At 69.3% G+C, this 14,511-nt stretch carries 12 protein-coding genes; 3 read left to right on the top strand and 9 right to left on the bottom strand.

Features of this window, described 5'->3' with window-relative positions; translation table 11 throughout:
* Positions 1-116: 116 nt before the first annotated feature.
* Together ACLJO0_RS10190 and ACLJO0_RS10185 are read right to left on the bottom strand one after the other, a co-directional pair.
* Positions 117-578, bottom strand: a complete 462-nt coding sequence (locus tag ACLJO0_RS10190; protein WP_410577770.1) for a hypothetical protein — start codon at positions 576-578, stop codon at positions 117-119.
* Between the two features lie 80 nt (positions 579-658).
* The gene (locus ACLJO0_RS10185; protein WP_410577768.1) at positions 659-2,062 is read right to left on the bottom strand and encodes an NAD(P)H-quinone dehydrogenase; all 1,404 of its coding nucleotides are present in this window, start codon (positions 2,060-2,062) and stop codon (positions 659-661) included.
* Between the two features lie 127 nt (positions 2,063-2,189).
* Between ACLJO0_RS10185 and ACLJO0_RS10180 the strand changes: the two genes are divergently transcribed.
* Positions 2,190-2,642, top strand: coding sequence for a gamma-glutamylcyclotransferase (locus ACLJO0_RS10180; protein ID WP_410577766.1), 453 nt, complete (start codon positions 2,190-2,192; stop codon positions 2,640-2,642).
* A gap of 63 nt (positions 2,643-2,705) precedes the next feature.
* Here ACLJO0_RS10180 and ACLJO0_RS10175 read toward each other — a convergent pair whose 3' ends face one another.
* The 6 genes from ACLJO0_RS10175 to ACLJO0_RS10150 form a co-directional block, all read right to left on the bottom strand.
* Positions 2,706-3,548 (bottom strand): DUF559 domain-containing protein, encoded by an 843-nt coding sequence (locus ACLJO0_RS10175; protein ID WP_410578221.1) that lies wholly within the window; start codon positions 3,546-3,548, stop codon positions 2,706-2,708.
* Positions 3,549-3,808: 260 nt separating this feature from the next.
* Positions 3,809-5,107: an amidohydrolase gene (locus ACLJO0_RS10170; protein ID WP_125788992.1), complete on the bottom strand. Its 1,299-nt coding sequence runs from the start codon at positions 5,105-5,107 to the stop codon at positions 3,809-3,811.
* A 238-nt stretch (positions 5,108-5,345) separates the two neighbouring features.
* Positions 5,346-5,645 (bottom strand): hypothetical protein, encoded by a 300-nt coding sequence (locus ACLJO0_RS10165; protein WP_410577764.1) that lies wholly within the window; start codon positions 5,643-5,645, stop codon positions 5,346-5,348.
* A 57-nt stretch (positions 5,646-5,702) separates the two neighbouring features.
* On the bottom strand, positions 5,703-6,701 hold the full coding sequence (gene meaB, locus ACLJO0_RS10160) for a methylmalonyl Co-A mutase-associated GTPase MeaB (protein ID WP_410577762.1): 999 nt from the start codon (positions 6,699-6,701) through the stop codon (positions 5,703-5,705).
* Between the two features lie 2 nt (positions 6,702-6,703).
* Positions 6,704-8,872, bottom strand: coding sequence for a methylmalonyl-CoA mutase (scpA, locus tag ACLJO0_RS10155; RefSeq protein ID WP_410577760.1), 2,169 nt, complete (start codon positions 8,870-8,872; stop codon positions 6,704-6,706).
* Positions 8,872-10,752 (bottom strand): methylmalonyl-CoA mutase family protein, encoded by a 1,881-nt coding sequence (locus ACLJO0_RS10150; protein WP_410577758.1) that lies wholly within the window; start codon positions 10,750-10,752, stop codon positions 8,872-8,874. The genes scpA and ACLJO0_RS10150 overlap by 1 nt, the downstream gene beginning before the upstream one ends.
* 196 nt (positions 10,753-10,948) lie before the next feature.
* On the opposite strand from ACLJO0_RS10150, the gene ACLJO0_RS10145 reads away from it, so the two are divergent.
* Positions 10,949-12,709 carry a serine/threonine-protein kinase gene (locus tag ACLJO0_RS10145; protein ID WP_410577756.1) on the top strand — a complete coding sequence of 587 codons (1,761 nt, stop codon included), beginning with the start codon at positions 10,949-10,951 and terminating at the stop codon, positions 12,707-12,709.
* A gap of 287 nt (positions 12,710-12,996) precedes the next feature.
* Positions 12,997-13,740 carry an SAM-dependent methyltransferase gene (locus ACLJO0_RS10140; protein WP_410577754.1) on the top strand — a complete coding sequence of 248 codons (744 nt, stop codon included), beginning with the start codon at positions 12,997-12,999 and terminating at the stop codon, positions 13,738-13,740.
* Between the two features lie 44 nt (positions 13,741-13,784).
* Here ACLJO0_RS10140 and ACLJO0_RS10135 read toward each other — a convergent pair whose 3' ends face one another.
* Positions 13,785-14,489, bottom strand: coding sequence for a MerR family transcriptional regulator (locus tag ACLJO0_RS10135; RefSeq protein WP_410577752.1), 705 nt, complete (start codon positions 14,487-14,489; stop codon positions 13,785-13,787).
* Positions 14,490-14,511 lie beyond the last annotated feature (22 nt).

Raw genomic sequence — 14,511 nt, 5'->3', positions numbered from 1 at the left:
ACCGGTCCCGGCCCCCAGACCAGGACCGGCTCGTCGTTCACCCCCACGACTGCCAGACGCCGGGCGCGGCCGGACGGTTGCCCGCCAAGGTCACGAAATCATCGCGATGAGGAGCGTCAGGACGCCATGCTGCCGTCGCCGGCCTGAGCGGCACCGGCGGGCACCGTGCCCACCTGCCGGGAAGGAACGGAAAACGTTGCCGTATAAGACTTTCCGTTGCAGTTGACGGTCAGCGGGTAGCTGCCGGGGGCGGTGCCCTCCTTGAGGGTGACCTCGGCACTGATGTTCGCCGGGACCCCGATGAGCGGGCCGTAGTCGTACTTTCCGATGCTCAGCACCGGCGAAGCGAACGTCGTCGACTTCGGCGCCTTCAGGCCGTCGCCGGGGCATTGGGCCAGCGCCACGTTGGAGTCGCCGTGCACGTACTTGTTGACGAGTCCGAGTTCGTAGGCGGTGTCGTCGTTGAGCTGCACCGTGACACCGGGATCCGCCTCGGGTTGCTGAGCGAAACCGGCCGACGAACCCGCCAGCACCGCCGCGCCGATCGCCACCATCCCGGCGAGAACCCTGCGAACCACGAAAAACCCCTAGCTGTCAACGAAACACCGACACGCGCTAGACGCGGACATCCCCGCGCGGGTTGCTTCGACGGCGGAGATCAGTCCAAGTCGTCGTGGCGCATGAGCTGGCGGCCCGCCTCGGTGATCGACCCCGAGAGCGACGGGTACACCGAAAATGTCAGTGCCAGATGTTCCACTGTGAGCTGGTTCTGGACGGCGAGCGCGATGGGAAGGATGAGCTCGCTCGCGTTCGGCGCCACGACCACCCCACCGACGACCACGCCGGTGGCGGGGCGGCAGAACAGTTTCACGAAACCGCGTCGCAGGCCTTCCATCTTCGCGCGGGCGTTCGTCGCGAGCGGGAGCATGATGGTGCGGGCGGGCACCTCACCCGAGTCGATCGCCTGCTGGCTGATGCCGACGGTCGCGATCTCGGGGTGGGTGAACACGTTCGCGGCGACGGTCTTGAGCTTGATCGGCGCGACACCCTCGCCGAGCGCGTGCCACATCGCGATGCGGCCCTGCATGCTGGCCACGGAGGCGAGCATGAGCACTCCGGTGCAGTCGCCGGCGGCGTAGATGCCGGGCGCGCTGGTGCGGGAGACGCGGTCGACGCCGATGAAGCCGCCGGGGCCGGGCTCGATGCCGACCTTCTCCAGGCCGATGTCGGTGGTGTTGGGCACCGAACCGACGGTCATCAGCGCGTGGCTGGCTTCGATCACGCGACCGTCGGCGAGGTGGATCTCGACGCCCTTTTCGGTGCGCACGACCTTGTCGGCGCGGGCCTGCTTGACGACCGTGGTGCCGCGCTGCGAGAAGACCTCTTCGAGCACGGCGGCGGCGTCGGCGTCCTCGTGCGGGAGCACGCGGTCGCGGCTGGACACGACGGTGACCTTGACACCCATCTCGGTGTAGGCCGAGGCGAATTCGGCGCCGGTGACACCCGAACCGATGACGGCCAGGTGCTCGGGCAGCTCGCGCAGGTCGTAGAGCTGACGCCAGTCGAGGATGCGCTCGCCGTCCGGCACCGCGCCGGGCAGCACACGCGGGGTGGCGCCGGTCGAGATGAGGACGACGTCGGCGTCGAGCACCTGCGTCGAGCCGTCGGGGGCGGTGACGGCGACCTTGTGCGTCGCGAGCCCGGCCTCGTCGTCGTCGAAGCGGGCCTGCCCGATGACGACGCGGACGCCCTCGCGCTGGACGCGGGCGCGGATGTCGGCGGACTGCGCGAGCGCGAGGCCCTTCACCCGGCCGTGAACGGTCGGCAGGTCGACGCTGGTGTCGGCCATGTCGGTGTTGATGCCGAGCTCGCGGAGGTCGTGCATGTTCGCGAGGGCGCCGGAGGAGGCGATGAACGTCTTCGACGGGACACAGTCGTAGAGCACGCACGCGCCGCCGAGACCGTCACGTTCGACGATGGTGACGTCGGCTCCGTGCTGGGCCGCGACCAGTGCCGCTTCGTAACCGGCGGGGCCTCCGCCCATGATCACGATCTTGGTCACTGGTCTCCTCCTCGCTGCGGTGTCTGTGACTGCGTTTACCGTACGCGGGCGACCGCTGGGCGGATTGAGTGGCCGGACACGGCATGTGCGTCCAGCCGGGTGACCGCCGGGTCGCTAGGCTGTGGCGGTGCCGTTGTATGCCGCGTATGGATCCAATATGGAGCCCGCCCAGATGCTGGAGCGCGCTCCCCACTCGCCCATGGCCGGCACTGGCTGGCTGGAGGGCTGGAGACTGACCTTCGGCGGCGAGGACATCGGCTGGGAAGGCGCGCTGGCGACCATCGTCGAAGACCCGGGCTCCCGGGTCTTCGTGGTGCTGTACGACGTCACGCCGCTGGACGAGACCGGCCTCGACCGCTGGGAAGGCGGCGAGCTCGGCATCCACAACAAGATCCGGCTGCGCGTACAGACCATGGAAGGGTCCGTCCTGGCCTGGTTGTACGTCCTGGACGGCTACGAGGGCGGCCTCCCTTCGGCGCGCTACCTCGGCGTGCTGGCCGACGCCGCCGAAGCCGCGGGCGCCCCCGCCGATTACGTCGAAGCACTCCGCACCCGCCCCTGCCAAGGCATCAGCGGCTGACCCCGCGAGTTACGCCCCCAATCACGCGAGTTCCGCCTTCAAGCACGTGAGTCGCGTCTCCAATCACGCGAGTCGCGCCGTACGACGCTCGAACGCTCCCCGTATCTCCCCCAGCAACCGTCGCGGATCCCGCAGATCGGCCGCTGTCGCGCGGATCGTGATCCACCCGCGCGCCGCCATCCGGGCGTCCCGCTCCGCGTCATAGTCCTGCCTGCCCTCATGTGCGGCATAGCCGTCGTACTCCAGGGCGATACGCAGCTCAGGCCACGCCAGGTCGAGCACGTACAGCTTCCGCCCGTCGATGGTGACGACCTCGTACTGGGCGACCGGGACCGGGAGTCCGGCCTCCACGACGATCAAGCGAAGAATGCTCTCCGGCGGCGATTCGGCCTCGCCCGTGGCGAGCGCGAGCAGCATCTGTGCCCTGTGGATACCTCGCCGGTCGCGGCGGTCGAGGATGCGGTCCCGGACGTTGGTATGCAGGACTCCCCGGTGGCCCGGCGCGAGGTTGTGCAGCGCCTCTTCGAGCGCGGCGAACGCTGTTCGTTTGTCGCCGTCGCAGAGGTGGTCGGCCAGCGCGCGGTCCAACGAGAACACCGGAAGTCCGTCCAGTTCGAGCACGTCGGCCGGGTGGAATTCGGCCCTGTGCACCACCAGCCCAGACCTCGATTGGACCCGTCTCGAGTAGGGAACGGTCAGATGGACGACCGTACTGTCGGCAGCCGAAATCCCATGCAGGGCAAGAGAAGTCGCACCGGAAAGCACTGCCGGTGGGCCGACCGCGAGCAGTGCCGCCTGTGCCAGGCACGGCAACTTGAGCAGATCCGCCGCGTGGACGATCACGCCTCGCCATGGCTGAGCCAGCACACCACGCGCCAACCCTTCGACGACGACTCGCCGCCCCAAGATCTTGTCGGCCTCACTACGCGAGACCACCCCATGTCGTCCTCCCCCGTTGATCACATCTTCGAGAATCCGCGACCTGAACAGTCTTGGGAAGGGCACGTTTCCCGGACTGTGGATAACTCGCCCAGGCTGTGGACAACTCTGGGTACGGGTGTCCGGGCCCGATAGGACCGAACACCCGTGCCCAGAGACGGAACTCGCGTGATTGAAGCCGTAACTCGCGTGATTGGAGACGGAACTCGCGTGATTGGAGGCGTAACTCAGGCCAGGGTGGCCAGGGCGGTGTGGACCAGGGTGCGGACACCGCACAGGAGTGAACGCTCGTCGAGGACGAAGGTCGGGCGGTGGATGTCGGCCATCGGGCCTTCACCGGACCAAACGCCGAGGCGCGCGAAGGCGCCCTGGACGTGCTCCAGGTACCAGCCGAAGTCCTCGCCACCGGACGATTGCTCGGTCCCGGCCACGGCGGCTTCGCCCAGCGCGGCTTCGACACCGGCACGCATAAGAAGGTGCGACTCCGGGTCGGAGACGACCGGCGGGACGCCGCGGCGGTAGTCGAGGGAGAACCCGACGCCGGTCGGCGCGAGCAGCGATTCCACCGAAGACGCGACGAGCGGCTCCAGCATCGTCCAGACCTCGTGGTCCGCCGTCCGGAGCGTGCCGCGCAGCACCCCGTCCTGCGGGACCGCGTTGGCGGCCTGTCCGGCGTGCACCGCGCCCCAGACCAGCACGGTCCCGGATCGCGGGTCGACGCGCCGCGAAAGGACCGCGGGCAGCGACGTGATCACGGTGCCCAGCGCGTGCACCAGGTCCGCGGTCAGATGCGGCCGCGAGGTGTGCCCGCCCGGCGAGGTCAGCCGCAGCTCGATGAGGTCGGCCGCGGAGGTCAGCGCGCCTTCGCGCAGACCGACCTTGCCGACCTCGAGCCGCGGGTCGCAGTGCAGCCCGTAGATCCGCTCGACGCCTTCCATCGCGCCGGCGGCGATCATGTCCAGCGCGCCGCCGGGCATGACCTCCTCGGCGGGCTGGAAGATCAGCCGCACTCGACCGGGCAGCTCCGGCGCTCCCGCCAGTGCCCGCGCCGCGCCCAGCAGGATCGCGGTGTGCGCGTCGTGCCCGCACATATGCGCGGCGCCTTCGGTCTTGGAGGCGTACGGGAGGCCGGTGGCCTCGGTCAGCGGCAAGGCGTCCATGTCGGCGCGCAGTGCGACGCAGCGGTCTCCGCTGCCGATGTCGCAGACCACGCCGGTGCCCGTGGGGAGCACCCATGGCTTGAGCCCGACCGCGCGGAGCAGGGACATGACCATTTCGGTCGTGGCGAACTCGTGGCGGGAGAGTTCCGGGTGCGCGTGGATGTGCCGACGCCACGCGAGGACGTCGGTGGCGTTCGCGCGGAGCCAGTCGTCAAGCCAGAAAGGGCCGCGTCCGGCACCCAGATCATGCACAGGTGCCATGCTGACGCCGGCCTCGGAGATCAGCGCGGTGGGCGCCTCTATAGGGGCAACGACGCGACCCTCGGGGTCGCCTGGAATGTCCGGACGTGAATCGAGCACCGTCACGCCGCACCTCCTCCCGCAACACAGTTGCCTTCGTCTACCACCGTACGAGTGGTCGCTGAAGGCACGCTGGGTGCCGTTCGATCTGTGATACGCATTTGCGATAGATCGTGCACCATGCAGATGACAAGCCGCTCGTCGAGTGATCGAGCCGGAGACGGCCGGTAGTGGATCTGCGTTGAACGGCTACGGGAATTCGGCCCGGGCTAAGCGGAGAGTCCTTCTACTTACCGGTCGCGGTTCAGGACTTCTTCTTCTTGGAACGGGCGCGGCGGCCGAGGATCACCAGGCCGAGCAAGATGGCCGCGGCGACGCCCGCGATGATCTTGTTCTTGGTCTCCTGGCTGTTGGCCTTGTCGGTCTCGGCGGGGTCGAGCACCGGCCCGGGGGGTGCCTGGCGCGGCACCAGGTGCACCGCCGCCGCCTGCGCGATCACCGGCGCGGGCGCCTGGATCTCCACGGCCTGCGCGACAGGCGCGCAGACGACCAGCCCGGCGGCGACGAGTCCGGCAAGCTGCCCGAGACGAGACCTTTTCGGCATGACTCCCTTTCGACGGCGTGGCGCGAACCCGATTCTGCACTCTGCCGGGTTCCCGCGTCAGCCGCCACGCGGAGGACCGGAGAACGCCTCCAGAATCCGTTGCGCGGCCAGTGTCGGGGTCAGTTCACCGTCCCGGACCGCCCGTTCGACGTCCGGGACGACCGCTCGCACATCCGGATGCGCGGCGAGCCTGCCGAGCAGCTGTTCGCGGACCATCGACCAGGTCCAGTCCACCTGTTGCCGCCGTCGCCGGGCGTCGAGTTCCCCCGACGCGGTCAAAACGTCACGGTGACGGCCGATTTCGGCCCACACCTCGTCCAGTCCGACGTCGGTGAGCGCGCTGCAGGTCAGCACCGGCGGGGTCCACTCGGCGTCCCGTCCGTAGATCATCCGCAACGCGCCGGCGAGTTCGCGGGCCGCGCGTTTCGCGTCGCGTTCGTGGTCGCCATCGGCCTTGTTGACCGCGATGACGTCGGCCAGTTCGAGGACGCCCTTCTTGATGCCCTGCAACTGGTCGCCGGTGCGGGCGAGGGTCAGGAACAGGAAGTGGTCGACCATGTTCGCCACGGTCACCTCGGACTGCCCGACGCCGACGGTCTCGACCAGCACGATGTCGTATCCGGCCGCTTCCATCAGCACGATCGTTTCGCGGGTCGCCCGGGCGACACCGCCGAGCGTGCCCGAGGTCGGCGAAGGGCGGATGAACGCCTTCGGGTCCACCGCGAGCCGCGCCATCCGGGTCTTGTCGCCCAGGATCGAGCCGCCGGTCCGCGTCGACGACGGGTCGACGGCCAGCACGGCGACCTTGTGCCCGGCCTCCGTGAGATCCGTGCCGAGCTGGTCGATGAAAGTCGACTTGCCGACACCGGGGACACCGGTGATACCGACGCGCCGCGCGCCGCCCGCGTGCGGAAGCAGCTCGACCAGCAGTTCCTGTGCCCGCGCCCGGTGGTCCTCGCGGTTGGACTCGACGAGCGTGATCGCCCGCGACAGCAGGCCGCGGTCACCCGCGAGGACGCCCTTGGCCAGCCCCCCGACGTCGATCTTGCGCGGCAAGGTCAAGACTCCTGGGCGGTCAGCTGTCCGATGAGGTCGATCGCCGCTTCCGCGATCACCGTGCCGGGGCCGAAGATCGCCGCCGCACCGGCCGCACGCAACTCTTCGTAGTCCTGCGGCGGGATGACGCCGCCGACCACGACGATGATGTCCTCGCGGCCCTGTTCGGCGAGTTCGGCGCGCAGCGCGGGGACCAGCGAAAGGTGCCCGGCCGCCAGCGACGAAACGCCGATGACGTGCACGTCCGCCTCGATCGCCTGCCGCGCGACCTCGCCGGGGGTGGAGAACAGCGGGCCGACGTCGACGTCGAAACCGATGTCGGCGAAGCCGGTCGCGATCACCTTCTGGCCGCGGTCGTGACCGTCCTGGCCCATCTTCGCGACCAGGATCCGGGGACGACGGCCTTCTTCCTCGGCGAACTTCTCGACCAGCTCGCGCGCCTGCTCGACGTTCTCGGCCTTGCCGACCTCCTCGCGGTACACACCGGAGATGGTACGAATCTGGCCGGAGTGGCGCCCCCAGATCCGCTCCAGCGAGTCGGAGATCTCGCCGACCGTGGCCTTCGCCCTGGCGGCGTCGATGGCGAGCGCGAGCAGGTTGCCGTCGGCTTGGGCGCCGGCGGTGAGCCGCCGAAGCGCGTCCTGCGTGGCGTCCTCGTCCCGCTCTTCGCGCAGCCGCCGCAGTTTCTCCAGCTGCTGCGCGCGCACACCTGCGTTGTCGACCTTGAGCACGTCGATCTGTTCGTCGTCGGTGACCTGGTACTTGTTCACGCCGATCACCGGCTGACGGCCGGAGTCGATGCGCGCCTGGGTTCGCGCGGCGGCCTCCTCGATGCGCAGCTTGGGGATGCCGGCGTCGATCGCCTTCGCCATCCCGCCCGCCTGCTCGACCTCGGTGATGTGGGCCCAGGCCTTGCGCGCGAGGTCGTAGGTCAGCTTCTCGACGAACGCGCTGCCGCCCCACGGGTCGATGACGCGCGTGGTGCCGGATTCCTGTTGCAGCAGCAGCTGCGTGTTCCGCGCGATGCGGGCGGAGAAGTCGGTCGGCAGCGCGAGCGCCTCGTCGAGGGCGTTGGTGTGCAACGACTGCGTGTGCCCCTGGGTCGCGGCCATCGCCTCGACACAGGTGCGGACGACGTTGTTGTAGACGTCCTGCGCGGTCAGGGACCAGCCGGAGGTCTGCGAGTGGGTCCGCAGGCTCAAAGACTTGGAACTCTTGGGTTCGAAGCCCTTCACGAGCTTTGCCCACAGGAGTCGCGCCGCGCGGAGCTTCGCGACCTCCATGAAGAAGTTCATCCCGATCGCCCAGAAGAAGGACAGACGCGGCGCGAACTTGTCGACGTCCAGCCCGGCCTCGACGCCGGATCGGAGGTACTCGACGCCGTCCGCGAGCGTGTACGCCAGCTCCAGATCGGCGGTCGCCCCGGCCTCCTGCATGTGGTAGCCGGAGATGGAGATCGAGTTGTACTTCGGCATGTTCCGCGAGGTGAACGAGAAGATGTCCGAAATGATCCGCATCGACGGCTGCGGCGGGTAGATGTAGGTGTTGCGGACCATGAACTCCTTGAGGATGTCGTTCTGGATGGTCCCGGCCAGTTTGTCCGGCGTGACACCCTGTTCCTCGGCCGCGACCACGTACAGCGCGAGCACCGGCAGGACGGCGCCGTTCATGGTCATCGAGACGCTCATCTTGTCGAGCGGGATGCCGTCGAAGAGCTGGCGCATGTCGTAGATCGAGTCGATCGCGACACCCGCCATGCCGACGTCACCGGCGACGCGCGGGTGATCGGAGTCGTAACCGCGGTGCGTCGCGAGGTCGAAGGCGACCGAGAGGCCCTTCTGCCCGGCAGCGAGGTTCCGGCGGTAGAAGGCGTTCGACTCCTCGGCGGTGGAGAAACCCGCGTACTGGCGGATGGTCCACGGCTGGTTGACGTACATCGTCGGGTACGGGCCGCGCAGATACGGCGCGATGCCCGGATAGGTGCCGAGGAAGTCCACTCCGGACAGATCCTCGGCGGTGTAGACCGGTTTGACGCCGATGCCTTCCGGCGTCTCCCAGGCGAGCGCGTCTGGGCCCTTGCCGGTGGCGGCGTGCAACGCTTCGGTCCATTGAGGACGGTCGGCCGGATCGGGGGCGCCGAGGTCGATGCCTGCGAAGTTCGGGATGGCCATCACTGCACTCCGAGCTCGTTCAACGTGCCGGTCAGGATTTCCAGGGCGTCGCAGCCCGTGAAGAGGTAGCCCGAGACGTCCGGGTGGTCGCCGGGTTTCCCGGCGAGAAGCACCGACGTGGCGCCCGCTTCCTTCAAGGCCTTCGCGACGCTGTCGGCTTCCTCCGCGTAGGAAGTGTTGCTTCCACAGAGACAAGCGATCTTCGTTCCGCTGGCCCGGAATTCCGCTATGACGCCGTCGATGTCCTTGGGGGCACCGGGGTTCACCGCCTCGATCCCGCCCGCTTGGAACAGGTTCGCCGCGAAACTCGCCCGCGCCGTGTGCGCCGCGACCGGGCCGAGCGTGGCGAGGAAGACGCGGGGACGGCTCGGATGCGCGTCCGCCCGGTCCCGCAGGGCCTCGAACGCCTCGGCGTACCGGTGCCGGGGCAGACCACCGTCCGGCAGGTCTTCGACGGCGTCGCGGACGACGGTTTTCTCGGTCAGGTTGGGGAATTCGCTGACGCCGGTGATCGGATCGCGCCGGGTCGCGATCCGCTTCGACCGCTTCTCCCAGGTCTCGGCCAGCCGCGCGGCGAGCGCACCGGAGGCCAGTTCCGCCTCGATACCACCTGCCGCCTCGATGGCGGTGAACTCGCGCCACGCGGCCTTGGCCAGGTCTTCGGTGAGGTTCTCGACGTACCAGGAGCCGCCGGCCGGATCGATGACACCGGCCAGTTTGGACTCCTCCAGCAGGACAGCGTGCGTGTTGCGCGCGATCCGCGCGGAGAACGCGTCCGGCTGGCCGATCGCGGCGTCGAACGGGAGCACGGTGATCGCGTCCGCGCCGCCGACCCCGGCGCCGAAACAGGCGAGCGTGGTGCGCAGCATGTTCACCCACGGATCGCGCTGGGTCAGCATCGCGGGCGAGGTGACGGCGTGCTGTCGCATGCCCGCTCCCTTGCCACCGGACACTTCGGTGACGCGGGCCCACAGGCGCCGCGCGGCGCGGAACTTGGCGATCGTGAGGAACTGGTCGGCGGTGGCGGCGAGCCGGAACTCGAGCTGCCCGGCGGCGGTGCCGACGTCCAGCCCCGCTTCGGTCAGCGCCCGCAAGTACGCGACGCCGGCGGCGATGGTCGCGCCGAGTTCCTGCGCGTCGGAGCCGCCCGCCTCGTGGAACGGCAGGCCGTCGGCGACGATCGTCCGCACCTTCGGGTGACTGACGGCGACCCGCGCCGCCAATTCCGCGGCGGGAGCGAGCGGCTGCGGCGAACCGGTACGCGCGGTCGACCCGATCGGGTCGGCGCCGAGGGTCGCGGTGACCGCGCTCGCCGGGATCTCACGTTCGGTGAAGAGAGCGAACAACTCGTTCGCGGCGGCTTCGTACTCTTCGCCCGCGTCGAGGGTGACGGGCGCGAGGTCGACGTACACCTCGTTCAGCGCGTCGCCCAGATCGGCGACGGGAACGCCGGTCGCGCCGGCACGCAGCCAGATCGAGCTGACGCCGCCTTCGAGATCGGCGAGGATCGCGGCGTTCGTGGCCTTCGCGTCCCGGCGCGCGTACCGGGCACGGATGTCCCAGCCGGTCGTCACCGAGCCCTCGGGCCGCGCACTTCTCACGAACGGCGGAAGGCCGGGGAAACCCGTTCCTTCGACGGTGTCCTCGGCCGTGTAGAGCGGCTGGATCTCGAGGCCGTCATACGTCCTGGTGACCAGCTTGCTTTCGGGCAGACCGTCGAAGGACTCGTCGATCGCGCCGCTCTTGCGCAGCACGCCGGCGACGAGTTCCCGCCACTGGTCCCGGCTCGCTTCCGGGAACTCCGCGGCGAGCTTCAGCTCCTCGGGCGCGTCGGGCTCGCCAGGGGTCGGCACTGACTCCGTCTCGGCCACATCCGTCATAACCAACGATGCTAACGGCCCTCAACTGGACCTACCTGTGACGCTAGTCGCGCCTGAGGGGCCGGCCGGGGCGGCGGGTGGGGCTGGTGGTGGGGTGGGTCGTGAGTGGCTCCGTACCGGTGTTCCAGTGGCTTCGTTCACTCCGACAGGGCACGGCGCATAGGTCCGTCACGCGGGCATACGCCACAATTGGGCCGTGCCGTCCGACACCACCGAGCCCAGCGAGAGTCCCGGCGACGAGAAGCGTGTAGTCGCCGGGCGATATCGGTTGCGCTCGGTCATCGGATCAGGGTCGATGGGCACGGTCTGGTCGGCCTACGACGAATTCCTCCACCGTCCGGTCGCGGTCAAAGAGGTCCGCCTCCCGCCCGGCGTCCCGGCCTCGCAGGCCGACGAACTGCGCGAACGGACCCTGCGTGAAGCCCGCGCGATCGCCGTCCTGAGTCACCCGAACGTGATCATCCTGCACGACGTCGCGCGGGAGAACGACGAACCGTTCGTGGTCATGGAGCTGCTCCCGTCGCGCAGCCTCGCGCACATCCTGCGCGACCACGGGGCGCTGACGGTCGAGCAGGCGGCGGCGATCGGCATCGCGGTGGCGTCGGCGCTCGAAGCCGCGCACGCCGCCGGGATCACCCACCGTGACGTCAAACCGGGGAACGTCCTGGTCGCGGGGGACGGCCGCATCAAGCTCACCGACTTCGGCATCGCGCGCAACGTCTCCGAAGCCACCATGACCCGCACGGGGATGATGCTGGGCTCCCCCGCCTACATCGCGCCGGAGGTCGCCTCCGGCGGCGCCGTCGTTCCCGCCGCCGACCTGTGGGGGCTCGGCGCGACGCTGTTCGCCGCCATCGAGGGCTCGCCGCCCTACGACGCCGACGGCGACCCGCTCGAAACGGTCGGGAAGGTCGTCAACGGGAAGGTGCCGAAGCCCGGCCCCGGTCCGCTGGCCGACGTGATCGGCGCGCTCATGAAGAAGGAGCCGTCGAAGCGGATCACGCTGCGCGAGGTGCGGCGCCGCCTGTACCCGTTGCAGGCCAAGACACTCATCGACCTCTTCCCCGCGGAGCTGTTCCACACGCCCGACGGCAAGAAGACCACCGCGCATCTGGACGCGACCGACACCCAGGTGATCAAGCCGGTCAAGCCGGAAAAGCCGGGCGAGGGCACGAGTTCGGAACTCGCCGCCGACCCCGGTCCGCTGCCGTTCCTGAACCAGCCCGCCGCGGCACCGGCACCTCCGGCCGAACTAGCGCCGATGCCGACCGTCACCCCGCCGCCGCCTCGCACGCCGGGCCGGTCCCCGGCCGCCACCGTGGTGCTGGCGCTCGCGTCGATCGTGCTCTTCCTGCTGGCCGCGGGCGGTGGGTTCGTGCTGGCCAGGACCGCGGGCGGCCAGGACCTGCGGCCGCCGGAGAAGATGCAGCAGGGCGACACCATCGTCACTCAGCCGCCGCCGAAACTGATCACGCAGCAGGGTGACGCCAGCACGGTGAACGGCCTCAAGGGCGGCCGGTTCAGCATCGGTGTCCCGGAGGGCTGGCAGAAGTTCGTCGCCCCGCACGTCACCAAGGGTGTGCCGAGCACCGTGGTGCAGTACGTGTCGCCCGACGGCCGCCAGGTCATCCGGATCGAGCGGCTGAGCGGTTTCCTGGCCGACAGCCCGCCGCCCGCCTACTTCAGCTGGCTGAAGAGCCAGCATCCGGAGATCGCCCCCATCGGCGGGCCGGCCACCGTTCCCGGCCGGGGTGAGGGCAGCCAGCGATACACCTACCGGACGACCGAGCGCGCCCCCGGCAACAGGGACTCCGTCACCCGCACGACGTACATGGACCTGTTCAGCGGCGGCACGGACCTCTGGATCCTCTCGGTGACCTCGACGATCGAGCAGGAGAACTCCGCGAAGACCGGGATCTTCGAGCCCGTGGCGCTGTCCCTCATCGTCGACGGCTGAACCCCACAATCGTCCCTTGTGGACAACCGTGGATAAGAGATTGCGTGTGCGCTCCCCAGCTGGCTAGGGTTCGGCCGGCTGCGACAGGGCAGGCCCATCGTCGATGAGGAGGTGTGCAGCACATGCGCACAAGTGTGGAGCCGTCGAACCCGATTTCGACGTTCGCCCCCTCACGACGGAGCCGTATCGTCCCTCGCCATCACCTCGCCGATCGACACTGACCCACAGGATCGTCGAGCCGGAGCGACGGCCACCGCGTGAGCCTTTGCCATCGAAAGGCTTCACCCTTGAACCGTGAACAGATCTCCCGTATCGCCCACACCGATCACCCGATCAAGTCACCGCTCGACGACGCTTCGGTCGATCAACTCCTCGACCGAGGGCTTCCCCGGGGCGACGAGCGCGTCCTCGACCTCGGTTGCGGCAGCGCGGAATGGCTTTTGCGCGCCTTGGCCACGCGGCCGCACCTGCTCGCCGAAGGCGTGGACGTCTCCGAGGACGCCTTGGCACAGGCGCGCCACGCGGCGGACGATCGCGGCGTCGCGGACCGCCTCGTCCTCCACCACCAGGAGGCAGCCGGCTTCGTCTCGGCCCGGCGATTCGACCTGGTGATCAGCGTCGGGGCCACCCACGCTTTCGGCGGGCTGCTCCCCACCCTTGCCGCGGCCAGGGAGCATCTTGCCCCCGGCGGCCGTGTCCTGATCGGGGAAGGCTTCTGGGATCGGACCCCGACCACCGAGGCCGTCGAAATGCTGGGCGAGTTCACCGACCTGGCCACCACAGTGGACCGGGTGGTCGCCGACGGGTGGACGCCGATCCACGGCCATGTCAGCGCCCGCCACGAACTGGACGCCTACGAGTGGGCGTGCTGGGGGTCGCTGGCCGCGTGGGCACTCGACCATCCCGCCGACCCGGACAGCGCGGAAGCGCTCTCGATGGCGAGCATTCGCCGGACCGAGTGGTTGCGCGTCTACCGGGGCACCTGGGGCTTCGTGTCCCTGGTCCTCGGCCGTACGCCCGGCCAAGGCTGAATCGGCACCCGCCCACCGGTCCGGAGCCGGACCGGTGGGCGGGGTCACGGGCGCCTTCGACCGAACTGCCCGTCTGCGGCTACCCCGGCGAAGTACGTCTTCGAGGCACGCTGCTGCGCCAGCCTGCGCAGCACCGAAAGCAGCCTGTCGCCGAGAACGGTCTCCACGACGGCGATCTCGATGATCTGCTCGAGCGACTCGATCCCGGCGATCCCTTCCAGATCCAGGTCGGCGATCCGGTCGGCGATCTCGGCGTAGTCGTCGAGTTTGTCGAGGTACCAGCCGTGCCCGACCTCGCGGATTGTGCACAGGACGCCGACCAGGGCCTGGATGACCAGGTCGTCACCGGACTTACAGGGCCAGCCGCGGCGTTCGGTGAGGTCACGGACCGTGGCGAGCGCCCATTCCCTGGCTTCGTCGTCGACGACCTGTGGGGAGGTGGTGATGCCCTGCTGGGCGATGCCGAGGACGTGGTGGGGGCTGGCTTCCCCGGTGTCGACCTCGGCGAGCACCTCGCCGACCGTCGCGAGTGAAAGGCCGCCGACGTCCATCAGCGCCCTGATCAGCTTGATCCGCTGGACGTGCCCGTCGTCGTACTTCGCCTGGTTGGGGCTGGTCCGCTCGCCCGGCGGGACCAGCCCTTCGCGCAGGTAGTACTTGATCGTGGCGACCGGAACACCGGTTTTCTCACTCAGTTCGGCCATCCGCACGCGTGCCAGCTCCGATCTCGGGGACGGTTCCAGGGTCATCCCTGAAGATTCCTCAGGATGG

Origin of the sequence: Amycolatopsis sp. lyj-108, from assembly GCF_046549005.1 — a bacterium.
In the GTDB taxonomy this organism is placed as follows: domain Bacteria; phylum Actinomycetota; class Actinomycetes; order Mycobacteriales; family Pseudonocardiaceae; genus Amycolatopsis.
Note: the sequence above shows the minus strand (reverse complement) of the source record. Positions and strands in the feature narration are given on the sequence as shown.